Origin of the sequence: Enterococcus sp. AZ078 (genome assembly GCF_051714985.1) — a bacterium.
Lineage (GTDB): Bacteria > Bacillota > Bacilli > Lactobacillales > Enterococcaceae > Enterococcus_B > Enterococcus_B hirae.
In genome coordinates, this window is the sequence record NZ_JBIOSW010000001.1 from 2,355,901 (window position 1) to 2,379,040 (window position 23,140).

The following is a 23,140-nucleotide window of genomic DNA, read 5'->3' on the forward strand; positions in this document are numbered from 1 at the left end:
TGCTTTCTATGAACGTTCCATTACTTGGCAAACAACGATTACCTTGGAAACGATCGTATTTTCGATATATACTTCAATGTCTAGTTTGGCTGATCTCCGACCAATTTCAAGCACTCTCGGACGAATATCCAATTCGCTTTCAAGTTGGATTAAACGTAGATAATGGAGACTCATCTGTTCGATCATGATATTTCTGCGTTGATTTAATACCATGGTTTTTTGTGCAACATCAGAAAGGATCTCACTTAATACACCAAATGAAATCGTACCGACCCCATTGACCATTTGAGGGGTAACCACAAATTTAAACTTTGGATTTGCCAAAAGATTCCCGTCTCGGTCTCGATCGATCGTTTGGATTCCTCCTGAGATTTGGTCAGAGATCGTATCTGCAATTTGCGGTTGTCGCTGAACTAACTGCATGGCTTTCATCACATCTTGCCGAGTAATCAGCCCTTCAAGTGTCAAATCATCCGAAACGACTGGCATGACTTCTAAACCATCCCAGATCATTTGATGGCTGACAGAAGCAACACTCATGGTTTTTTTCACACTGATCGGGTCTTTTGTCATGACCCGCTCAATTACTTGTGTATCTGCTTTACCAAGTACATCTTTAGCAGTAATAATTCCCATCAAGCGCATGTGACGGTTCACTACTGGAAATCGTGAATGGTGCGTTTCCTCTGATAGTTTTTGATAATCGGCGATCGTATCTGTTTGTAGCAGGTAGTGTGTCTTTTCTGCTGACATATAGATATCACTGACAAGCATAATGTCTTTTTTAATCAATTGATCACTCAAAGCACGGTTGATCATCGTCGCTACGGTAAAGGTATCATAAGTCGTACGAAGAATCGGCATCGCTAATTCATCTGCTAAGCGAGCAATCTCGGGGGTAGTGTCAAATCCACCAGTAATCAGCACGGCGGCTCCATCTTCTAAAGCTAATTTTTGAACTTCCGAGCGGTTACCGACGATCATCAGTGATCCTGGTGTGATATAGCGTTCCATCGCATGTTTCGTCATCGCACCGATCACAAATTTATTCAATACTTTGTCTAATCCTGTTGCGCCTCCCAATACATCTCCTTCAATGATCCTGACGACTTCCCCAAACGTCAGTCGTTCAATATGTTTTTTCAATTTCCGCTCAATCCGGATTGTTCCGACACGTTGGATCGTTGAAACTAATCCGATATTTTCAGCATCCTTGATGGCACGATAGGCCGTTCCTTCACTTACGTTTAATTCTTTTGCTATGCTTCTGACTGAAATACGATTTCCAACCGGTAAGCTTTCGATATATTCTAAAATCAAGTCATGTTTCGTCGCCATATCTTTAACCTACACTTCCAGCGTTTCAGAAACGCTCATTATTTTTCCTTCGTTCCCTGCCAACTTCTCAATAAATAGTTGAGGATCTTGTTGGATAACAGGAAATGTATTGTAATGGATAGGAACGACTAGCTTAGCGCCAATCCGTTTTGCTGCTCTCGCTGCATCTTCTGGTCCCATTGTAAAATTATCACCAATTGGTAAAAAGGCAACGTCAATGGTAAATTGTTCGGCAAGTAAAGCCAAATCACTAAAATCAGCGGTATCTCCTGCGTGATAGATCGTTTTTCCTTCTGCTTGGATCACAATCCCACTAGGTTCGCCCATATAAAGCGGTGTGCCAGCTACCTCATAACTTGAGCTGTGCTGGGCAGGAACAAATTTTACGATCCCAAATGGAAATTCATATTTTCCACCAATATTCATCCCATGTCCTTTGGCACCTAACTGTTCCGCATAATTTGTAATCTCAACAATGCTGATAATCGTTGCATCATTTTGTTTAGCAATCGGCACCATGTCTCCTACATGATCGTTGTGCCCATGAGTAACTAAAACCCAGTCTACTTCTACCTTATCCACTGTTAAATCTGTTAACGGATTGCCTGTAATAAACGGGTCGATAATCAAGCGTTCACCATTTTTCATTTCGATCGACACACATGAATGTCCGTGATAAGTAATTTTCACTTTTCTCACTCCTTTTACTTTCTTTCATACATTAAATAAACCGATTTCATTTAGAGAATAATCCTAAATAATAGTACAGTACATACGTAATCATTGTAACAGATAATACAGTTTGTACCAAGTGGCAAATCAGCTCAAACCACTCTAAGTACGCTACTCCACTAACTCTGCATACGTAAAAGGAACTATTTTTTCGAAGTCTGTTCTAGCGATCTTAATGCTTCTGCCAATTTCGCCACTTGACATGACCAACATTTGCTTTTCTTTGAAAGATGCATCAACTAAAAAAAGATAATCTGGGTGTTTACGATAAATGCCGATCGGTGTATTTGCACCATGTGGATAACCAGTAGATGCCATCACAAAATCCATTCCGGGAAAACCGACTTTGTGATCACCAGAAATTTTCCTGGTTTTTTTGTAATCTAAATGTTCCGACAATGGAACAACGGCAATGATTACACCTGTTTTATCCCCTTTCAAAACTAATGTTTTACAAACACTGTTTTGATCAATCTGTTTTTGCTTGAGTACTTTTTGAAAATCATTCAATTCTGTCTAATTAAATGTCAGAGCTTCGTAAGAAATTCTTTCTTTTTCTAAATATTCTTCTACTTTTGTTTTCATCTACTATCTTCCTTCCATTTCCTTCTCTTTTATTTTACAAAAAAATAGAAAAAAAAGAACGAGCAAGAACTTTGGTTCAACTGATACAAAAAATGGTATGGAAAAGTCGCCTCTTTAAAAGATTACGACCTTTTCCATACCATTATTGTTTCAATTATTTTTTGCCTCTACGTTGTGTTGCTTCCATGATCACTGGTAAAATCACTGGACGACGTTTTGTTTGTTCAAATAGGTAGCGTCCTAATTGATCTCGAATGTCTTGTTTTAATTTACTCCACTCAAAGTCGTTACTTTCCAAGTGTTTTTCCACGATTTCTTCGATCATCGTCCCACTTTCTTTCATCAAATCACGACTAGCTTTGACATAAACGAAACCGCGAGATGTGATTTGTGGTTTTGAGACGATTTTCTTTTCACGGCGACTAATAGTAACTACAGCTACAAAGATACCATCTTCTGACAAGATTTTACGGTCACGTAACACAATATTACCAATATCACCAATTCCTAAACCATCGATCATCACATTTTCAGCACTGATCGTTCCAGCGACACTCATCCGTTTATTTTTATATTCCAACACATCACCACGTCCTGTGATGTAAATGTTTTTGTAAGGGATCCCGACGGCATGAGCTAAATCAGCATGAGCAGCTAATTCACGATATTCACCTTGAACAGGAATAAAATAAGTTGGTCTCATCAAATTAAGCATCAACTGAAGATCATTAGGATTCGCATGTCCAGACACTCGCATGTTCTCAGAGATCAATTTGACCGTACCACCTGCACGATAAATGATATCCTCTGTTTTAGCTACCATCGTTTCCATCGCAATACTTGGAGTAGTTGTGATATAGACTAAGTCGCCTTCTTCGATTTTGATATTACGGTGGGTTTTATTGGCCATTTTTTGCAACGACTTAATTGGTTCACCCATCCGTCCAGTTTCTAAAATGATGATTTCTTCTGGTTTGTATTTCTTCATGTCCTTCAAGGTCACAAGCAAATCTTCACTCGGAAGTTGTAGTTTTTCCAGACGCATTGCTGTTCGGATGATCCGTTCAAAATCTTGCCCTGTCAATACTACTTTTCTTTGTGCCTTTTCGGCTGCATCCAAGACTTGTTGAACCCGCTGTAGATTACTTGCCACACAAGCAACGATGATTCTACCTTCCCAATACTTGATCGTATCGAAGACTTCATCCGCAATCTGCAGCTCTGATGCTACAGGAACTGAGTTTTCAGCGTTCGCTGATTCACTAAGTAATGCCAATACGCCTTCTTTACCGATTTCTGCCAAACGAGCATAATCAGTTTGATACATTGGAATAGCTGTCTGATCGAATTTAAAATCGCCTGTGTAAACGATACTGCCCTCTTTGGTTTTCAAGTTGATCCCGACTGAGTCTGGAATCGTGTGGGTGGTTCGGAAAAAGCTGACGATCGTCTCGCCAAAATCAATCTCCGTGTGTTCATCGACTACATGGAAATCTTTGAAACCTTTTGCTGCATCATTTCGTCCCACACTCAATTTAGCAAGCTCGATCGTTAACTCGGTTCCAAATACTGGTACAGAGAGCTTAGAAAGTAAATAAGGTAACGCTCCGATCGCATCTGCATGTCCATGTGTCAAAAAGACTCCCGCTACCCGATCAATGTTTTCTTCCAGATACGTAAAGTCAGGAATGACTACATCAATACCTAACAATTCGTTTTCAGGATATTTTAAACCACAGTCTAAAACAAAAATATCTTCTCCCACTTCAGCGATGTACATATTTTTTCCATTTTCACGTACGCCGCCTAAAGGGATAATTTTAATGGTACTCACAAATTTCACCTCTTCTTATGATGTCCAAGTTTAAAGACATCGATTCTCTTCTTTAACTAAATAGATGATTCATCTCAATGAGCAACTCACAAAATTTTAGCTGACTTCTTCTATTGCTTAGCAAGAAAAAGCAGCTGATTGACAGTCCTCTTGTTTATCTTCTGCCATTTTTGAATAAGTTTCATTAAAGCGATGAATCGATTATTTTTAACACAAAAGTCGAAAACAATGGATTCGACTACTCCCCATCATTATACAACAAATTAGATAAATCGCTAGCATCTGCTATTTTCAAGAAAAAAAGCCTGGTTTTATAAAGCACAACCAATCTTGCCTCAAGTCGTTGATTAAAACAGTCTCAATTTAACAAACTGTCTACTTTTATCCGTTCTTCTGTTACAAACATACTCCGTCTATTTTACCATATTTTTAGGAATAACTATAGTAGGATTTTCGATCTCAATAAAAGCTTTCTTACTACCAATCACTTCAAAGCTCTATTAAGTTCATTGACTTATAATTATACTTATCATAATTCGAGAGAGTACATCGATAGATTTGCTGGAACGCATACTAAAAAAAGACGGTAGAATTGGTATCGTGGCGCACCTCAAAAGTTCGTTTACTAACTATAAGAGGTGCAAAACACAATAAACCAAATCTATCGTCTTTTACAATCAATCTTCCTTAAGAACTCGCTTTGGATAAAACCAGAGGATCATTCTCAAAGTTTTAACCAAACTTCTCTTTTGGAGAAACTATTTTTTATCATCTTTTTTGGAGAATTTTTCTTTGACATCTTCAAAGCCTTCTTTGATATCATCGCCTAAATTACGAGCTTTTTCTTTGATATCAGCACCAAGTGATTGTGCTTTTCCTTCAGCTTCTTTGCTTTTATCATCTGTTGCTTTACCGTAAGCTTCTTTTCCTTTACCAACTACTTTGTCTTTTGCATCTTCAGAACGTCCTTTTAAATCTGCCATCTTAATTCCTCCCTTAAATTTCTCATTTCTAACTATCTAACTATTATCAGGGTATCATCAACTTGAAAAACAGACAAACAGTATGCTCTTAGATCGTTTTTTCAAAGGTTCCCCACACTTTAACTTCTTTGTTTTCAACCATTACTTGTCCTTTGGCGATCACTGTTTCGATGGCTAAGGTTTCTTTGTCAAGTATACATAGATCAGCATCGTTCCCTACTTTGATTGTTCCTTTTCGCTCCAGCTTTAACACACGAGCGGGATTGACTGTGATTGCTCGCAAGGCTACTTCAAGTGGAATCTCTTCTTTTTCTACCGCTTCTTTGATACCTACCAGTAGTGATTTTGCGCTTCCGACACCCATACCAAGAAAGTGATTTTTTTCATCAAAGTAAGGTAAACTTCCTTGTCCATCAGATGACATTGTAAAATGATCAAGGGAAACGCCAGCTTCGATCAACTGTTTTAAAGCTTTACTAGAGCGGACTTCCCCATCTGTTCGTTCCCAAAAATCAGGATCTTCGCTCGCTGTGAAATCAATTGTCCCACCTTTTTTCGCAAACTCGATACAAGCTGTTAAAAGTTCTGGCGTGCGGTTGGCATGGGTAGGTAAAAATTGCGTAATCGGAATCTCGGTTTCCTCAACTACCCTTGTTAATAACTCTAGTTTACGTTTTCCTCCACCTAAATGGACATTGACGATACCAGCTTTACCAGACAACATACCTCCTACTCGGGCATCAGCAGTTGCTCGAGAAAATTCTTCAAATGTAGGCTGAGATGATCGATGGTCAGAAACAGCAATTTCGCCAATTCCGATGATTTTATCAATTGTCAAAAAATCTTTGATGATTGAATCCGTAACCGTTTTGAGTGGTAACCGATAAGAACCTTCATAGACGTAAGTTGAGATTCCTTCTGCTTCTAAGCCTTTTGCCTTACTGATAAGTGCAGTCATGTCACGACCTTCACCATCTGTTCCCAAACACCCAACAACTGTTGTTACACCCGCTGTCGTCAATTGACTTAAAGTTACTTCTGGCGTACGATTTTGAAAACCGCCCTCTCCACCTCCACCTAAAAGGTGAAAATGGCAATCAATAAAGCCCGGTGTCAACACTTTCCCACTACCGGAAATTTCTTCCACTTCTAACTCAGCATAGCCACCGGTCAACGCTTCTTCAAGCGCAATAATTTTATCCCCGGCAATCAATACATCCATGACCCCTAAATAATCTGGTGCATAGACCTCAATTTGACGAATGATTTTCATTTGACTTCATCCTTTCTGATACCGATATTTTGATTTTCTTTGTTTCAAAAGTAACTATTTTTAGTATAAAAAAGCCGAAGAATAATGAAAATAAGACAAACTATTTTCAGTCTCTTCGGCTTGCTTTCTATAAGTCAACTTTTTGGCTAGTAAGTTTGAAAAAGCATCGAGTTCCTCTGTCATCAGAAAAAACACGATTCGTGGATTCTTCACTAGCCTTAACTTTATTGCTTCGCTATTGTAAGCCGATTGCTATCGCAATCATGATAAAGATAGTACCTAGGACAAAAAAGAAACCTTGCATTTTGATTTGGAATCTTGCCCATTTTGCCCACTCGATACGTGCAACACCTAAGACACCAATCAAACTAGCTGATACAGGGGTAAAGGCATCCATAAATCCAGCGCCTAATTGATAAGCTAATACAGCTACTTGACGAGAGACCCCTACTAAGTCAGCAAGTGGTGCCATGATTGGCATCGTTAACGCCGCTTGACCAGAATTGGATGTCACGACTAAATTAAACAGGCTTTGGAAAATATACATTGCCCACGCTCCGATAGCCGCTGGTACTCCTGCTAAAGCTGTACCGATACCATGTAGAATGGTGTTTAAAGCAGAAGGAACAGAAGCATCTGAGCCACCTAATACTAATAAGATCCCTTTTGCCATCCCTACAACGATTGCTGTTCCAGCTAGATCAGCAGCACCCGATTGGAAAGAAGAGGCAATATCATTGATCCGCATGCCATCCAATTTGAAGATTACTGCAATGATCCCTGCGACTAATCCCATAACAAAAAATTGTGAAGCAATTTCTGGGATATAATACCCTTCTTGCGTAACACCCCAAACGATCCAAACCAATACGATGAGCATTTCAAGTAAAATCAATTTGTGTCCCAACATAAACGCTTTTTTTTCGTCGGTTGTTTTTTTCAAATGACTTCTGAAATAATCATCTGATTTATACGTCAATGAGCTTTCAGGGTTTTTACGGATTTTCTCCCCATAAATCATCAAATAGCCAGCAGATAACGCTGTGATAACGACCCACATGATCAATCGGAACGTCGCACCCGATAACACTGGAATGCCAGCGATCCCTTGAGCAACTGCTACACTAAACGGACTCATCCAGGAAGTCGCATTTCCGACTTGAGAGGCGACATACGTGACTGTTACTGCAACGATCGAGTCATAACCAAGAGCTATCACAAATGGGACCATCACCATAGAAAAAGGAATGACTTCCTCTGCCATGCCGAATGTCGCGCCACCGAATGAAAAAGCAAAAAATAATAGCGGTAAGGCTAAACGCTCCAGTCCCCTTGTCTTACTGATGAAAGCATAGATCCCTGCATCAATTGCCCCGGTGCGCATGATAATTCCAAAAGCACCACCAACAACTAAAATAAGTGCAGCGATTCCGACAGCCGATCCATACTTGTCTCCTGAAACTAACCCTTCAAAGACAAAATTCAAAAATCCGAAACCACCAAAATCATCGGTCCCCCATACTCGAGCCGTTTTATGGAGTTTTTTTGAAGTATCATAAATGCGTTCGCCAAATTGGTCATAAAGTACATCATCTGTTAAAGAGATTTCATCTAACTTTTCTTGCGTTAATTTCTTTTCACCTTCAGAAATCACTTCTTCTAACCCTTTTTCAGGGACTTTTAATTTCTCTCTTTCCGTCGGATCATTTTGTAACTTCTCTAATTGATCAAATACATAGGAGCGATCCAAGGCATAAGCATAACGAAATGAATCTTGGCGTAATACAGTTCGCGTACTTGTTTCTCCATTTGCATCTTGGTATTCGATATCTTGTGTACTAAATTTTCCTGCTGGTACAATAAATGTCAGCAACCAAGCAAGGATGACCACTCCAAAAATGATGACATAAGTATGGGGTGTCGTCATTTTTGTGAGATCCCGTTTGGATTTCCCCGAAGACACTTGCTTCTTCACTATGAAGTCTTCCTTTCTATCTTTAAATTTTTATGAATAAAACAATCAATATCAGATTAGATTATACAGCAAAAAAACGCTAAACACATTAATTATCTATTAAAGCAATCTTTTTTATTTTTGTTAAAAGCAACCAAAAAAAGTTAAATAATTCTCTTGTATTTTGTGATGCAAGGATATAATCAATTAGTTTCATATGATATCTTTACTTGTTTTATTATTTATGAAGAAAAACAAATTATATTTTATCATTTTTAAAATATGTATATTTTTTCAACATTCGATATAAATAGAATTTTTTATTCATTATTTATCCGAAAAAAAACGAATAAAAAAACAGATAGTCTATGAGAAAAAATAGCTGCTTCAGACTTTTTTTAATCTATAAACAATCTTCATTGCAATAATCATAACTAATGTACTATAATTGCAATGTAAAGAGTTTTGGGGAAGACTCTTTCATCAACGTGTATTAAGAGACAAAAAAGAATTCAAGTGAATTCTTTTTTGTCTCTTCTTTGTGATATTTTGCTTGTTTTAACTATTGAAAAAAGAGGTTACCTTGCTCTACTTTTTACACTAACACTTAGAAATCGCCGAATGTTCCTAGTTTTATTCAAAGGTGTCCCTTTTTCATCTACTTCAAGGCAATGTTTCCATTCATTCTATTTTTACGTTCCCTAACGAATCAGCTGGCAGACTGTAAAATATAGGGTTTGCTGCAATAGTAATATGGTAGCGATAGAGGAACTATCACAAAGAGCAAGCTCAACTTCTGACAATGATAAAGCGGTATCATTCATTTGTGCATGGTTATCCAATACTAGGTCAGCAAATTCAAACAGTCGCAACCCATTACTGTGTTGTGATTTGATACTTCGCGAGAGATCAAATCCAGTAACAATAATCAGTAAATGACCATTTGACTTGATCCATTGAGCTAACTCCACAATACTTGGATCCCTGCCTTCATTGGAAAGAAGTAGAAAAATATCTGCTTGTTTGACAGAGAGCTGATCAATGATCGCTTTTCCTGTTCCTTCCAAAGTTTCATATATCCCATTTGCCGGATTTTCAATTAACTTGCCCGGTATCATTTCAGGTAAATGCTCCCAAAACTCAAATGCTATCCCGCTTAGTGTACGACTAGCAAAGATTTGTAAACGTCCACCTAATGAAACTTGACGAGCAATTAAAGAAGCAGCTTGAACCATCAAGGGTTCTTCGATTCTTAATTTCTTTTCTAGTTGCTGATAATAATCAAAATAGCGTAAACTCATTTATTTCTCCACCTTTAATTTCACAACAAAAACAGCAAGTGCGCTAAAACATAAAAAAAGAAATCAGTTAAGACGTATCAACCTTTTGCTTGAAAATGAAAGATAAAAAAAGGCATTGAGCATACTGCCCAATACCTTGACATAGTAAATAAACGAGCTACCGACCATCGAAAAACCGACACAAGGGTAGAAATCTCCCCAGAAATTAGGTACAATAAATACGGTCGATGCCTTGCATTGACTATGGCAAATGATCGGTCAGGGTGTATACGTGTGACTGGTCATTCCCTGATAGTTAGTTGCCGCTAACTATTAGGGAGCCTTTTTTTATTCTGCTGTTTCTATCTTCAATCATTTTAAGTAATCTATCAGACAAGTGCAAGTCCGAAAAAATAAAAAAACCATGGTCTGTTTTCTTGACATATAAATCAACTTTTTTAACTGAACAAGAATCCTATCACGATAGGATTCTTGTTTTTAGATTTATTTTTTAACAATGATAACAGCCAATATCTACTTAAATAAATAAATTTGCCGTCCACAATTAGACATGTCATGATCATTTTTTTGCTTAGCCTACCAGGATGACTCTCCCCTACTGATTTTTGCTAACTCCCATTCCTTAAATGGTATACTCAGACCCTAAAACCAGACAAAAAAGCAACCGCTCATCCAAATAAAATGGATTTAACCAGCGATTGCTTTGTTCTAACGAAAAACTCAAGCGAGCAATAACCGTAGTTGCAAGCTACATGGATCAACTTTCTTAACTCACTGCTTTTAGCGTTTATCTGATCGTTTTGTTCTGCGATGAGAAGCCGTGTGTCTGCCTTTTTTGCCGATATGAACGCCTCTAAAGAAATAAGGGATAAAGATGATGAAATAACCTATGATAAATATCAAAGCAAAAATCATAGCTTCCCACGCACCTAAAGCAAGTTCAAGCATAACACTTAAAATAGAAATTGTTGCTAAATACCAGATAAAAATCAATAATTTCTCTTTTTTTCTAGCCATTTGAATGAAAACATATCCACAAATTAGCACCAATGGAGTCAAAAACAACCAGTTATTTCCTTCCATCAGCCATTTCAATCCATCAAGAAGTGTTTGACCGATTGTAATCAATTTTCCCATACAAAGCTACACACCTTTTCTGTATTTAAAAGTCAATTTTGCCATAACTCTTTTATATTACTACATAATAAGAAAAATGACGTTTATTTTAATAGCTAACAAAAAGTATTTTACTAAAATTTAAGCAACGAACTAGATAAGACCAAGTAAAAGTACCTTAGTTTAGAAATTATAACTCTTTACTAAGTTGTATCAGATACTCTTTAAGGTCAGCGCCGATTTCTGGATGTTGTAACCCATAATCAATATTGGTTCGCATGTAACCATATTTATCACCAACATCATATCGTCTCCCTTTAAAATTTCTTGCATAGACTTTTTGATGGCGATTTAATGTATCAATCGCATCCGTTAATTGGATTTCATTGCCCGCACCTGGTGTTTGCGTTTCGAGTATTGGAAAAATGTCTGGTGTTAATAAATAGCGTCCAATAATGGCAAGGTTACTAGGCGCCTCTTGAGGAGTAGGTTTTTCTACCATTTTTCTTACTCGATATAACCCAGTTTTTTCTTCCTCTCCAGGATCAATGATTCCATATTTTCCTGTATCTTCTGGCAAAACTTCCATCACTGCAATCGTTGATGAATGAGTTTCCTCGAAGTCCATCATTAGCTGTTTTGTCAAAGGGACTTGATCCACCATCAAGTCGTCCCCTAACATGACAACAAATGGTTCATCTCCTACAAATGCTTTGGCCTGAAGAACTGCATGCCCTAATCCTTTAGGGTAAGATTGTCGGATAAAATGAAGATTAACAGCTTCCGTTTCCTTGATGGTACTTAATAAATCGAGTTTTCCCTTCTCACGCAGATTTAATTCCAATTCAAGGTTAGCATCAAAATGATCTTCGATAGGACGTTTTTCTTTCCCAGTAACAATTAAAATATCTTCAATCCCAGATTTTAACGCTTCTTCAACAATGAATTGGATCGTTGGTTTGTCAACAATAGGAAGCATTTCTTTAGCCATTGCTTTTGTCGCAGGTAAAAAACGCGTGCCTAAACCACCTGCAGGTATGATTGCTTTCTTAACTTTCATACACCCCGTCCTTTCATTTCAATATAAGCCCTTAGCTTAATGAAAATTCATTCTCTATTTTACCATCTCGCAACATGATTTCTTTGGCTGCTTGTTTGATGTCTTCTCCATTATATAATACATTGTAGATTGTCTGTGTGATCGGCATCTCTACCCCTAGTTGTTCCGCTAATTCAACCGCAGCTTTAGTAGTAGAGACTCCTTCAACAACCATTCCCATATTCTCAAGTACTTCTTCTAACTTATGTCCTTGACCAAGCAAATTTCCTGCTCGCCAGTTACGAGAATGAACACTTGTACAAGTCACGATCAAGTCACCTACACCACTCAAGCCAATAAATGTCAATGGATTGGCACCCATTGCCACTCCTAGACGGCTAATCTCCGCTAATCCTCGAGTCATGATCGCCGCTTTTGCATCATCACCAAAACCTAATCCATGGATGGCACCAGCACCGATAGCAATGATATTTTTTAAAGCCGCACCCGTTTCAACTCCGATGACATCATTATTCGTATAAATTCTAAAATAATCATTCATGAACAGATCTTGCACATACATTGCCGCTTGCTGATCAATGCTTGCAGCAGTAATGGTCGTAATATCATGAACAGCAACTTCTTCCGCGTGGCTTGGTCCAGAAAGCACGACGATTGCCTTTCTTTTTTCCTCTGGAATCTCTTCAGCAATAACTTCAGAAATGCGTTTATGTGTTCCTTGCTCTAACCCTTTACTTGCATGAATGATGATTGGTTTAGTATTCATTTTCTCAATCAATTCTTGAGCAACTGAACGAATGGCTTTCGTTGGTACAACGAATAAAACCGCATCGACATCCTTCACTGCTTCTGCTAATTCTTTATAACCGATAATCGTTTCGGAAATTTTTAGGTTAGGTAAAAATTGTTTATTTGTATGATACTGATTAATTTCATCGATTTGTTCAGGAACATTTCCCCAAATACGAACATCATGTCCGTTTTCTGCTAAGGTTTGCGCTAAAGCAGTCCCCCAAGAGCCTGGGCCTAAAACTGCAATTTTTTGTTTCATTGATATTCCTCCAAATAGTTGATAGTAACTATTATAGTATAGATACTCTAAATGTTGAAAACTATTTTTCCCGTTTTAACAGTTTGTTTAACACTTGACATTGTTGTATTAAGATACATTTTAATTTTATGTCATTCAAAGCGTTATAATTATCATATAAATAATCATTGAATCAACTAGAAAGGGGGGCTAGAATATGTGGTCTGTTACACCGCCATTTTAATTAATGTTTCAGTTATTTTTATTCCAGCGATATGGGTTGCATCGTTTGTCCCATCACTTTTGTACGATCGTTACTAAATGATAAAAGAAGAAAACACCAGAATTCAGATTGAACTGTGTGTTTTCTTCTTTTGTTTATTCTCTCATCCTGAACAACTGAAAATAACTATTTAGATCAGAGCATGTAAAATGGTTGCGTGGCTTATCTTATATTTTGATTCTGACAATTTTATGTAAAAAAATCAGAGTGCGCTTTATATGTGTATGTCCTCATTACATCCTCATTGTAATAGCCCTGACATACTGCACTCTGACTCTTTTTTTATTTTGTTAACTTTATTAACTGATCTTCAGCCATAATGCTAAAGCCACATCAGGTTCCCAACCGATTTGTCCCATGTGGATGTTACGACAACGGTAAAGATTTCCTTTATAGGTCACAATATCACCAATATTATATAATTTCCCAATTTTCCATTCTTCTGCTTGATTATCTGCTGTCGTTTTCGCTGTCACTTGTTGACTTTTCTTAGAAATACCAGAAGAATTGACTGCTGCGATTTGATAAGTGTATGTCGTATCAGACATTAATCCCTTGTCTATAAAATCTGGTGTCATCGTGGTTGTTAATAGAACGCCATTTCGATAGATTTCATAGCCGATGACCTCTTCTTTCGGATCATTTGCAGACCAACCGAGTGTCACAGAGTTTTGCGATACACCTTTTACTACTAGACCAGTTGGCATCGAAGGGGCTGGTAATTGTGAACCAGCTTGTGTTCTGATCGTTAATACATCAGACGATGTTGAGCGATTTCCTGATGTATCGACTGCTTCAACCGTAAATGAATAGGTTGTGTCAGGGGATAAATTGCTCACCGTATAATTGGTTGTGTTACTAGTGCCAATGAGTTGTTTGTTTTGATAAATATTATAATGAGAAACACGCACATTATCAGTAGAAGCTGACCAGCTTAATGAAATGCTTGATTGCGTTGCAGTTCCTTTTAAATTTTCTGGTTTAGAAGGTTTCTCAGTATCTGGTACTTGCTCTTTGAACAATCCTTGATAAGCATTCGCAAACGACTGATTATAGGCAATCCCAGCTTTATTTCTGCCCTCGTCCCAATTGACACTCCATGTCATGATTCCTTTTAATGGCGTTTGATCTTTTTTCATTTGTTCAAACACTTGATAGACCTTTGAAGGATCTTTAACATAGCCATTCGCTGCGGCATCTTCGTTAGCTGGGATCCCTAATGCTAGTTTACTTGCAGGAATTTGGATAAAGCCACCGCTTCCTTCATTAAATGATTTTGAAATCCCGTACAAAAATTCATACTTTTTATTGTCATTGTTTTGGGCAATCCATTCCGTCCCAACACTGATCCCATCGCCTGCTTGATTATACAATTGAGGGGCAATAAAGTCATATTCATTTTGTAAAGCTGTAATATATGGTACATATGCCCCATTTGTTCTTAAGTATGGAAATTCAGGCGCCATTGAGATAATAAAATGTTTGTTTTCTTTCTTGTAATGCTCACGAACGATTTTTAATGCCGCCGGAATGACTGTTTGATTATCCCCAGCAGCCACCGCAGTTTGTTCCAAATCAATATCTAATCCATCAAAGCCATATACTTCTACTAACCGAATGATTTCATTCGCAAAAGCTTGTTCCTGGCCACGATGTAATTCAATATGTGAATCTGCTCCTCCTAGAGAAATAATGACTGCTCGCCCTTGCGCATTCAATGTTGCTACTTTTTCACGAAAGGCCTGATCCGTCATATTATAAGGTTTAAAAGTAGGAATCCCTTCTCCTTTCATAAACGAAACCGTCACTACATTGTAAAAAGGATTTATTTTGGCCAAATCAATGTCGGCTGGACGACCTCCTTGATAGCCTGCGCCTTGTTCCGCTTGCCAGTTATGATAGTATCCGACTGCAATTTGTTTATTCGCGAGGTCAGGCATCGTGTCTGCTGCATCAGCTGCAAAAACCGTCGTACCTCCACTTACTATTGCACTAAACACGCCTACAGAAAATAATACTAGTTTTTTCTTCATCAAACCGCCTCCATTATTCTTTATTACATAACATATTACACCATCAATTAAAACGATTACAATTATTTGCATAGTATTGCAACACCCAAATAATCGATTACGCACTTCTTCTTTAAAATCGCGCAAAAATGACGCTTTATTTAAATTTTATTACATTTGTGATATATTTAAAAAAACATCTACAATATATATAAAAAAACACTAGGAGGATAAAGATATGACTAACCATTCGTCTCTGATTCGTAAGTTAAGAAAAGAACGTGGCTTAACACAAGAACAGTTGACACGAGGTATCTCACAACGAGGAACCCTTGCTGCGTTTGAATCAAGAGGAACAAAGATCAGTTTTGAACTATTAGTTAACTACCTTGAACGAATGAACATTACTTTAGAAGAGTATCAATTTCTTCTTAATAGCAATTCACTTACGAATAAACAAAAATTGACCAACTATCTCATCTCATCCAAAAAAATCACTCACGAACAAGAATTAGAACTACTAAACGAATACGAAAAAACAGGCAGCATCTACTATCGTTTGATTTATGCCCAACGAAAATTGATTATGAACTACCTCTACAACCATACTGATACCAATTTGAAAATAGAAGAAGAAATTTTTGTGATCAAAAATTATCTTGAAAAAATTGAAACCTGGGGACATTTTGAACTAACGATTTTTTCAAACTGTTTGTTTATTTTTGATGATCAATACATCATCCATCTCTTTCAAACCAGTGTATCAAAAATGAAAACGTACATAGACGCTACCTACTATTCAGAACTTTTCTCTAATTTTATTCTAAATGGTTTACGCCTCTCATTTAACCGTCATTCTGCGATTCTTAGAAAACTTTTTCTAAGCGAACTGAAAAGATTAACGCAAAACCACAAACAGTCAATTGATCTTGCCCAGTATAAATTATTTGCGGCTTTGGATCGATTAGCAGATGGCGATCATTCAGCCATCCCGGAAATCGAAAAGGGTCTTCGTTTTTTTGAGTGGTTAGATTTGACTAATGCTAAAGAATATTTTAATAATCTCAAAAATTTATTGATTGAAAGCAGTTTAAAAAACAAAGCTAATTAACAATAACGAACCGGAAGATGTTATTTTTGTTGTAATGCTAGACAAACAATCTAAGCTTACTGTTCTCCTCGTTATACTAAATTCATGAAAAGAAAACCTTTTCATAAAAATCATTTTGGAGGAAAGTTATAATATGAAAAAAAGTTCTTTATTAGGGTTAGGTTTGGTTTTAGCAACGACAGGATTGACAACATTATCTTCCGTCAATGTTTCAGCACATGGTTATGTTATCTCGCCAATTAGCCGTGCCTATCAAGGTCAATTGGATAAAGAAAACATTGGCTATGATTTCGCAGTTCAAAAATATGGTCCGATCATTAATGAACCACAATCACTAGAAGCTCCTCAGGGATTCCCTAAAGGTGGACCAGCAGATGGAAAAATCGCTTCTGCAAATGGTGCAAGAGGATTTGAATTAGATAAGCAAACTTCTAGTCTATGGACGAAACAAAATTTAACAGGGGGAGCGACAAAATTCACTTGGAAGTATACGCAATCACACTCAACTAGTAATTGGCATTACTATATCACTAAACCAGGTTGGAACCAGAATAAACCACTTTCTCGCAATGAACTTCAATTGATCGGCGAAGTCCAAGGAAAAGGTGCGCAAGCTAGCACGAGTCCAACTCACACCATTACGATCCCAAATGACCGGATAGGTTATCATGTGATTTTAGCAGTTTGGGATGTAAGTGATACATCAAATGCCTTCTACAATGTTATTGATGCGAATATCCAACCTCGTAGTATCTTAAATGATTTAAATGAATCCATGTGATTCTCTTTAACTGAACAATCAATCATTCTTCATTTTCTTTACTGTTTATTGAAAACATTTGCTCAATCTTTCCCACGATGGGTAGTTCTAGTATTGCTAGGCTCAACATCGTGGGATCTTTTTCGTTTCACTTTTACCACTCATCAATAATAAGAGCGTATCAGAAAGAAGTTATCTTTTATCGAACGCTTTTTCATGATAGCGAACTGAGCGAACTTTTTTAGGAACCATACTTTTTTTGTTGCAATAACAAACAATATTTAACCCTCTTCTCCTTTCGTTTTATACTATTTTTGTGAAAAAATTTATTTCACATAATAAGCAATTGATGGAGGGAATCAAGATGAAAAAAAGTTTAGTCGTAGGATTAGGTCTCGTTTTAGCAACAACTGGTTTAACTGCCTTATCGACAGTTAATGTGGATGCTCACGGTTATGTGGAGAAACCTATCAGTCGTGCCTATCAAGGAGAATTAGACAGTAAGAAGAATTGGCATGCAGCTCTTGAAAAATACGGTGAAATAATTACTGAGCCACAATCACTAGAAGCACCTAAAGGATTCCCAAATGGTGGACCTGCAGATGGAAAAATTGCTTCCGCAAATGGTGTCAAAGGATTTGAATTAGACAAACAAACTGCTACTATTTGGACAAAACAAAACCTTTCAACTGGTCCAACGAAATTCACTTGGTCTTATACTGCCGCGCATAAAACAGCTAAATGGCATTACTATATCACGAAAAATAATTGGAATCCAAACAAACCATTATCCCGCGATGAATTTCAATTTATAGGTGAGGTAGACGGTCACGGGAAAGATGCCGACACAAATCTAACACACACGATCACTATTCCAGGTGATCATCTCGGTTATCATGTCATCTTAGCCGTTTGGGATGTGAATGATACTTCAAATGCCTTTTACAATGTGATTGATGCGAATATCCAACCTCGTAATCTCTTAACTGACTTATCAAACAATTCATAAAAATTCTGCTATCAACATATCAACACACGGATCAAATCGCTCACTTGATCCATGTCATAACCAAAAAACATACCAGTATGAACCGCTTATCTCACTGACAGACGATTCATATTGGTATGTTTTATTTTATTATTTTACGAAATCGTTCCTCTTAGAACTGATTGTGTCGCTTAATACTCAAATTGACGGTAATATCTTCTGATTTCTAAGGGGTGACAATTTAATTGCTCGATATGTGCATCGATTCGTTGTGTCACCGCATGCATCAGCAAATAAGAAAGGACACGTCCACGATAACTTTCGTCAATTCCTTCAATTGGATAGTCTTTTGTATCAATCAATGTATAATTTGCACAGATTTTTGGTAATAGGTTTGCGACTCTTTCTGCAAGTACACGTTGTTCATCTTCTCCTAAGAACAACGTCACTGGTGTCGTTTCTTCAATCACTTCTAGCGTACCATGTAAAAATTCAGCAGCGTGGATCGATTTAGAAGGCAACCAACTTTGCTCTTCCCAATAACACATCGCATAAGAATAGACAGCGCCCCATTGGTTCCCAGCACCGATAAAATAGTGCATCGAATCATGACGATGTTTTTCAGCAAACGCTAATCCAAAAGCATCTGCTTGTTTTTCGGCTTCGACTAAGCCAACTGCTAAGTGCTCTTCTAATTGTTGATAATAGGTTTCGTAGTCTTCAAATTCGCCATGATTATACATCAAACGATCTGCGACCATAAAGAATTTGATTTGTTCGGTTCCAGGTGCAGGATACGTGATCGTATGGTCACAAAGTTCAGCGAGAATACTCTCTTTTGTATCAATAAACCCGATCAGTGTCGCACCCACTGTTTTGATTTCTTTGACCGCTTGCACGACTTCTTGCGTGGTACCAGTAACTGAAGACAAGACAACAATTGATTTTTCTGTTAGGCGTTTGTTGCCAGTTGTGTAATATTCTGCTGCATGTTGGACATAAACAGGTAGGTTACTTTTACCATTCATATAAGTCACAGCTTGCATCGCTGACGCGTAGGTTCCGCCGATTCCTAAATAATAAATTGCATCGAATCCCTCTCCCAATCCGTCAATGATTTGTTCCACTTGCGGACGTAAAGCTAGCGCCCCATTGATATCCTCGATTTGTTTTTGTTCATTGAATTTTAACATAGTCTCCACCTCTTAAATTTTACTTTTTAATACTTCATCAAAATCATCAAAAATTCTTTGACCTAAATCGATCCCTTTAGCAGTCGCAATTTTATAAGCCAAAACTTGGATCGGTACAACTAAAGCTAAAACAGAAAGTTCTTCTTCGCTAGTGATTCCCAGACTAAGCTGATTCTCAGTCGTTTCTCCTTCAGTCGTTACAACAATGACCTGTCCAACATATTGTTTCATGTATTGTGCTAATCGCTGGGAACGTTTTTGACTATCACTATCGGTTTCCAGGAAGAATAGGATGTGACCAGGATTGGATTCTAAATACGGACCGTGCATGTATGCCTCTAATTCAAAGCCTTGGGAAGGTTCCCGAACAGTTTCTGTAAACTTGGTTTCAAACTCTTTCGCTGTTCCCCAATTCGGTCCATACCCGATCGCAATAAATCGTTTTGCTACACGAAAGAGTGCTTCATTTTTTTCAAAAAATTGTTCTGTTTGCGAAATGATCTGAGGAATTTTCATCACGATTTCTCTTAGTTGAACTAGTTTTTCTTCTTTTTGCGCTGCTGTTATTCGATCTTTACTGGTTCCAATCGCTAGACCTAAGAGAATCAACTGAAGAACGGTTGCTGAATAGCCCTTGGTAACAAACCCCACTTTTTCCACGCCCATATTCAAGTCAATCACTTGATCCACTTCTTTGGTGATCGGACTTTGATCATCTCCAGTTAAAGCGATCGTCCGTCGTTTTGATGATCGGATCTTTCGAATGGCATCGACTGTCGAAGCACTTTTCCCACTTTGAGAAACAGCGATGACTGTATCAACTTCTTCTGACAATTTCCCATAATGATTAAAATGATAAGGTTCTTGGATATCCACAGTGATATCTCCATAGCTTTCTAGTGCCGGCTTTGCAGCAAGACAAGCATTATACGAAGAACCTGTCGCCAGAATCAGAACGTGTTGCATGTTTTGATAAGACACATGAAGTGACGAATCATTCTTTTCAAGAATCGCTGATAAAACTGTTTTTTCTTCATGAATATAATCAAGCATTGTGACCATCTTGTTCTCTCCTTTTCTAAAAGATACCGATCCATGAACCAGCAATCCCAAAAATAGCTAATCCAATCAAAATCATCAATGGTTTGACTTCTTTTTTCAATAAATAAAAGACTGCTCCAAAGGCACCTAAACTTAAAATATGAGGAACGATATCATCAAAAATACTTTGAACCGTGACAGCATTTTCACCTGTTCCGATTTTCAAAGGAATATTGATATCGATCATCGTCGCAGTCATCCCGCCAACTACCATCAATCCAATGATTGAAGCACCTAACGTCAAACTTTCCATCATTCCGTTTGCTTGGATTTTCTTTAAAAATCCAGTACCTAGTCGATAGCCCCAACTTGTTGCCAAGTAACGAAATAAAACATGAGGGATATTGAAAATCAAAAGGAATAAAATTGGTCCTAAAATATTTCCTTGTAGTGCTAGCGAAGTCCCAACACCCGTCGCGATCAAACGCAACGTTCCCCAAAAGAATGAATCGCCTAACCCTGCTAAAGGCCCCATCAGTGAGGTTTTGATACTATCAATAGCGGTTACATCAAACTCTGGGTCATTTTTATTTTCTTCTTCCATTGCTGCATTGATCCCTAAGATCAGGGTCACGATATGTGGTGTCGTGTTAAAAAATTCCAAGTGTCGTTTAAGCGCTGCTGACATTTCTTCTTTAGTATGATAGAGCTTTTTCAAGATGGGAATGATGGCAAAGACATAGGCCATATTCATCTGCCTTTCATAGTTCCATGAAAATTCCATTTGAAATGAGCGCCAAAAGACCTGATTCAATTCTTTTTTGGTCACTTTGTGTTCTTCTTGATTAGAAGTCTTCATCCTCTTCTACCTCCCCTGCTGAAGTTTGAACGGATACTTGACGTACGTTCATGATATTGACGACAATGACGGCTAAGATCGCCCCAAAGATGGCAATACCTGTTACTGGAATCTCTAAGTAAGCTGCTACAGCAAAGCCTAAAAAGAAATAAGGTGCTACTTTTTTATTGATCAATAAACGTGCCAGCATGGCAAATCCAAGCGCTGGAATCAACCCAGTTGCAACGGTCAAGCCGTTTTGCACAAAATCTGGTATTTTCGCTAAGAGATTCCCGATCGTTTGACTTCCGACTAAATAAGAAATCATGACTACCAGACCAAGCATCAATGACAAGCCGAAACCAGCTAATAAGTGCATGTGTTCGACCCCTTTATAATTTCCATCCTCCGCATAATGATCTGCTCTGTGGTTCATGATCGGAATCAATAGTCCTAAATAAACATTTTTTAAAATAAGGGTAAGTGTCGCAATTGGTAACCCTAATAGTAATGCTGTTTCTGTTCCTGCTCCTGCAGTAATGGCAAATGCAGTTCCTAAGATTCCACCGGTCACAACGTCTGGTGGAATCGATGCTCCAACTGAAAATGAACCAATAAAAGCTAATTCCAAAGTTGCTCCCATAATAATACCTGTTTTTACATCTCCCAAAACAATCCCTGTAAATAATCCCGTTACGATCGGACGAGAAAGCAGGGAAGTTCCTAACGCATACTCTGATTGCGCAATAAAGGCAACCAGACCTAAAAGAATTGCTTGTAGGATCATCTTTTATTCTTCCTTTCTCATAAGACTTCCTTTGCTGCTATTTTTTTATCTGCTGGTACTTGACGAATTTCTACTTCTATCCCATCAGCGATCATTTGTTCCAACAATTTTTCTTCTTCAGGTAATACGTTGACCGCTTTACCTAGACTCCGCGTTCCTTCCTTTGCTTTAATCCCACCTAAATTGATTTGCTTGATCTGTGGACAAGCTTTTGCTAATTGATACGCATCTTTCACAGACTCTACTACGATAAATAGTTTATATTTATCCGTTACGCCACTTTGTAATGCAGCGATCGAATCTTCAATCGATTTGATCACTAGTTTCACTCCTTGTGGCTTTGCCAGCTTAATGGTTGTTTTGCGTATTTCATTGTTTGGCACATCATCATTTGCGATCAAAATACAATCTGCGCCAATTGACTGTGTCCAAGAAAAAGCGACTTGACCATGCAATAAACGATGATCGACTCTTGTTAAAATAATCATTTCCAATCCCTCCTAAAATTCTTCTTCTTCCATTTTTTTTTCGATACTTTCATTACAAAATTGGATCATTTCTTTTGAATCATTCAATACCTGATGGATCAATTCAACGATTGAATCAGCTGTCTCAATTTTTGTGGCAATCTCGATCAACAATGGCAGATTCAAACCAGCAATCAAGTAGATATTCGGTCGGTTAATGTACTGCAAAAATTCATTGTTTACACTGCCACCAAATAAGTCAGTGATGATGATCAACTCTTGCCCTTGATGATCGTTAATCAATTGCTGCACTGATTTTGCTAAATCAAACGTTTCAGTTCCATAGCAATCTAACGCTAGGATCGAATGCGTTTTACCAAAAATAAGTTCCAAAGAATCTAAAATCCCTGAAGCAAAACGTCCATGGGAGGCTAGAATAATTGTTCTTTCCATG

At 37.8% G+C, this 23,140-nt stretch carries 20 protein-coding genes and 1 pseudogene; 3 read left to right on the plus strand and 18 right to left on the minus strand.

Annotation, left to right across the window (positions count from 1 at the left end; genetic code table 11):
- Window positions 1-6: 6 nt before the first annotated feature.
- From IGJ18_RS11030 to IGJ18_RS11085, 12 genes and pseudogenes are all read right to left on the minus strand, one after another.
- Entirely contained in the window at window positions 7-1,338 is a 1,332-nt protein-coding gene (locus tag IGJ18_RS11030; protein ID WP_438843317.1) for a DRTGG domain-containing protein, read from the minus strand.
- A gap of 9 nt (window positions 1,339-1,347) precedes the next feature.
- Entirely contained in the window at window positions 1,348-2,028 is a 681-nt protein-coding gene (locus IGJ18_RS11035; RefSeq protein WP_010720740.1) for a metal-dependent hydrolase, read from the minus strand.
- 153 nt (window positions 2,029-2,181) lie between these two features.
- A pseudogene (locus IGJ18_RS11040) lies at window positions 2,182-2,655 on the minus strand (YbaK/EbsC family protein).
- 154 nt (window positions 2,656-2,809) lie between these two features.
- The gene (locus IGJ18_RS11045) at window positions 2,810-4,489 is read right to left on the minus strand and encodes a ribonuclease J (RefSeq protein WP_010720742.1); all 1,680 of its coding nucleotides are present in this window, start codon (window positions 4,487-4,489) and stop codon (window positions 2,810-2,812) included.
- A gap of 758 nt (window positions 4,490-5,247) precedes the next feature.
- Complete coding sequence (locus tag IGJ18_RS11050; protein WP_010720743.1) at window positions 5,248-5,472, minus strand: CsbD family protein; 225 nt, start codon at window positions 5,470-5,472, stop codon at window positions 5,248-5,250.
- An 88-nt stretch (window positions 5,473-5,560) separates the two neighbouring features.
- On the minus strand, window positions 5,561-6,745 hold the full coding sequence (gene iadA / locus IGJ18_RS11055; RefSeq protein WP_438843318.1) for a beta-aspartyl-peptidase: 1,185 nt from the start codon (window positions 6,743-6,745) through the stop codon (window positions 5,561-5,563).
- Between the two features lie 235 nt (window positions 6,746-6,980).
- Entirely contained in the window at window positions 6,981-8,720 is a 1,740-nt protein-coding gene (gene yfcC / locus IGJ18_RS11060; RefSeq protein ID WP_010720745.1) for a putative basic amino acid antiporter YfcC, read from the minus strand.
- A 680-nt stretch (window positions 8,721-9,400) separates the two neighbouring features.
- Window positions 9,401-10,000, minus strand: a complete 600-nt coding sequence (locus tag IGJ18_RS11065) for an SIS domain-containing protein (RefSeq protein ID WP_010737187.1) — start codon at window positions 9,998-10,000, stop codon at window positions 9,401-9,403.
- A gap of 780 nt (window positions 10,001-10,780) precedes the next feature.
- The gene (locus IGJ18_RS11070; RefSeq protein ID WP_010720747.1) at window positions 10,781-11,137 is read right to left on the minus strand and encodes a hypothetical protein; all 357 of its coding nucleotides are present in this window, start codon (window positions 11,135-11,137) and stop codon (window positions 10,781-10,783) included.
- A gap of 169 nt (window positions 11,138-11,306) precedes the next feature.
- A complete protein-coding gene (gene galU / locus IGJ18_RS11075) occupies window positions 11,307-12,176 on the minus strand; it encodes a UTP--glucose-1-phosphate uridylyltransferase GalU (RefSeq protein WP_438843319.1) in 870 nt (289 codons plus the stop codon).
- Between the two features lie 31 nt (window positions 12,177-12,207).
- Entirely contained in the window at window positions 12,208-13,227 is a 1,020-nt protein-coding gene (locus IGJ18_RS11080) for an NAD(P)H-dependent glycerol-3-phosphate dehydrogenase (RefSeq protein ID WP_438843320.1), read from the minus strand.
- A gap of 561 nt (window positions 13,228-13,788) precedes the next feature.
- Complete coding sequence (locus IGJ18_RS11085; RefSeq protein WP_438843321.1) at window positions 13,789-15,522, minus strand: fibronectin type III domain-containing protein; 1,734 nt, start codon at window positions 15,520-15,522, stop codon at window positions 13,789-13,791.
- A gap of 217 nt (window positions 15,523-15,739) precedes the next feature.
- Here IGJ18_RS11085 and IGJ18_RS11090 point away from each other — a divergent pair, with 217 nt between their 5' ends.
- The 3 genes from IGJ18_RS11090 to IGJ18_RS11100 all read left to right on the plus strand — a co-directional run bounded on the left by IGJ18_RS11090 (window position 15,740) and on the right by IGJ18_RS11100 (window position 18,381).
- Entirely contained in the window at window positions 15,740-16,612 is an 873-nt protein-coding gene (locus tag IGJ18_RS11090) for a helix-turn-helix domain-containing protein (protein WP_311817318.1), read from the plus strand.
- 133 nt (window positions 16,613-16,745) lie between these two features.
- A complete protein-coding gene (locus tag IGJ18_RS11095; RefSeq protein WP_438843322.1) occupies window positions 16,746-17,393 on the plus strand; it encodes a lytic polysaccharide monooxygenase auxiliary activity family 9 protein in 648 nt (215 codons plus the stop codon).
- 343 nt (window positions 17,394-17,736) lie between these two features.
- Entirely contained in the window at window positions 17,737-18,381 is a 645-nt protein-coding gene (locus IGJ18_RS11100) for a lytic polysaccharide monooxygenase (protein WP_010720753.1), read from the plus strand.
- A 170-nt stretch (window positions 18,382-18,551) separates the two neighbouring features.
- Here the strand turns inward: IGJ18_RS11100 and IGJ18_RS11105 are convergent, their stop codons facing one another.
- The 6 genes from IGJ18_RS11105 to IGJ18_RS11130 are packed head-to-tail and all read right to left on the minus strand — an operon-like array spanning window position 18,552 to window position 23,139.
- Window positions 18,552-19,553 (minus strand): SIS domain-containing protein, encoded by a 1,002-nt coding sequence (locus tag IGJ18_RS11105; protein WP_010737180.1) that lies wholly within the window; start codon window positions 19,551-19,553, stop codon window positions 18,552-18,554.
- Window positions 19,554-19,565: 12 nt separating this feature from the next.
- A complete protein-coding gene (locus IGJ18_RS11110) occupies window positions 19,566-20,615 on the minus strand; it encodes an SIS domain-containing protein (RefSeq protein ID WP_438843323.1) in 1,050 nt (349 codons plus the stop codon).
- A gap of 16 nt (window positions 20,616-20,631) precedes the next feature.
- Window positions 20,632-21,453, minus strand: coding sequence for a PTS system mannose/fructose/sorbose family transporter subunit IID (locus IGJ18_RS11115; RefSeq protein ID WP_010737178.1), 822 nt, complete (start codon window positions 21,451-21,453; stop codon window positions 20,632-20,634).
- Complete coding sequence (locus tag IGJ18_RS11120; RefSeq protein WP_438843324.1) at window positions 21,440-22,219, minus strand: PTS mannose/fructose/sorbose/N-acetylgalactosamine transporter subunit IIC; 780 nt, start codon at window positions 22,217-22,219, stop codon at window positions 21,440-21,442. Before IGJ18_RS11120 ends, IGJ18_RS11115 begins: the two co-directional genes overlap by 14 nt.
- Window positions 22,220-22,236: 17 nt before the next feature.
- Window positions 22,237-22,707, minus strand: coding sequence for a PTS sugar transporter subunit IIB (locus tag IGJ18_RS11125; protein ID WP_010720758.1), 471 nt, complete (start codon window positions 22,705-22,707; stop codon window positions 22,237-22,239).
- A 12-nt stretch (window positions 22,708-22,719) separates the two neighbouring features.
- Window positions 22,720-23,139, minus strand: a complete 420-nt coding sequence (locus IGJ18_RS11130; protein ID WP_010720759.1) for a PTS sugar transporter subunit IIA — start codon at window positions 23,137-23,139, stop codon at window positions 22,720-22,722.
- Window position 23,140: the final 1 nt, after the last annotated feature.

Bases quoted from the DNA above. Each gene is read 5' to 3' on its own strand.
- IGJ18_RS11080 (WP_438843320.1), bottom strand. From the start codon at position 13,227: ATGAAACAAAAAATTGCAGTTTTAGGCCCAGGCTCTTGGGGGACTGCT.
- IGJ18_RS11090 (WP_311817318.1), top strand. From the start codon at position 15,740: ATGACTAACCATTCGTCTCTGATTCGTAAGTTAAGAAAAGAACGTGGC.
- IGJ18_RS11120 (WP_438843324.1), bottom strand. From the start codon at position 22,219: ATGATCCTACAAGCAATTCTTTTAGGTCTGGTTGCCTTTATTGCGCAA.
- IGJ18_RS11065 (WP_010737187.1), bottom strand. From the start codon at position 10,000: ATGAGTTTACGCTATTTTGATTATTATCAGCAACTAGAAAAGAAATTA.
- IGJ18_RS11125 (WP_010720758.1), bottom strand. From the start codon at position 22,707: ATGATTATTTTAACAAGAGTCGATCATCGTTTATTGCATGGTCAAGTC.
- IGJ18_RS11030 (WP_438843317.1), bottom strand. From the start codon at position 1,338: ATGGCGACGAAACATGACTTGATTTTAGAATATATCGAAAGCTTACCG.
- IGJ18_RS11115 (WP_010737178.1), bottom strand. From the start codon at position 21,453: ATGAAGACTTCTAATCAAGAAGAACACAAAGTGACCAAAAAAGAATTG.
- IGJ18_RS11050 (WP_010720743.1), bottom strand. From the start codon at position 5,472: ATGGCAGATTTAAAAGGACGTTCTGAAGATGCAAAAGACAAAGTAGTT.
- IGJ18_RS11105 (WP_010737180.1), bottom strand. From the start codon at position 19,553: ATGTTAAAATTCAATGAACAAAAACAAATCGAGGATATCAATGGGGCG.
- IGJ18_RS11100 (WP_010720753.1), top strand. From the start codon at position 17,737: ATGAAAAAAAGTTTAGTCGTAGGATTAGGTCTCGTTTTAGCAACAACT.
- iadA (WP_438843318.1), bottom strand. From the start codon at position 6,745: ATGAAAATCATTCGTCAAATTGAGGTCTATGCACCAGATTATTTAGGG.
- IGJ18_RS11070 (WP_010720747.1), bottom strand. From the start codon at position 11,137: ATGGGAAAATTGATTACAATCGGTCAAACACTTCTTGATGGATTGAAA.
- IGJ18_RS11085 (WP_438843321.1), bottom strand. From the start codon at position 15,522: ATGAAGAAAAAACTAGTATTATTTTCTGTAGGCGTGTTTAGTGCAATA.
- galU (WP_438843319.1), bottom strand. From the start codon at position 12,176: ATGAAAGTTAAGAAAGCAATCATACCTGCAGGTGGTTTAGGCACGCGT.
- IGJ18_RS11095 (WP_438843322.1), top strand. From the start codon at position 16,746: ATGAAAAAAAGTTCTTTATTAGGGTTAGGTTTGGTTTTAGCAACGACA.
- IGJ18_RS11110 (WP_438843323.1), bottom strand. From the start codon at position 20,615: ATGGTCACAATGCTTGATTATATTCATGAAGAAAAAACAGTTTTATCA.
- IGJ18_RS11130 (WP_010720759.1), bottom strand. From the start codon at position 23,139: ATGGAAAGAACAATTATTCTAGCCTCCCATGGACGTTTTGCTTCAGGG.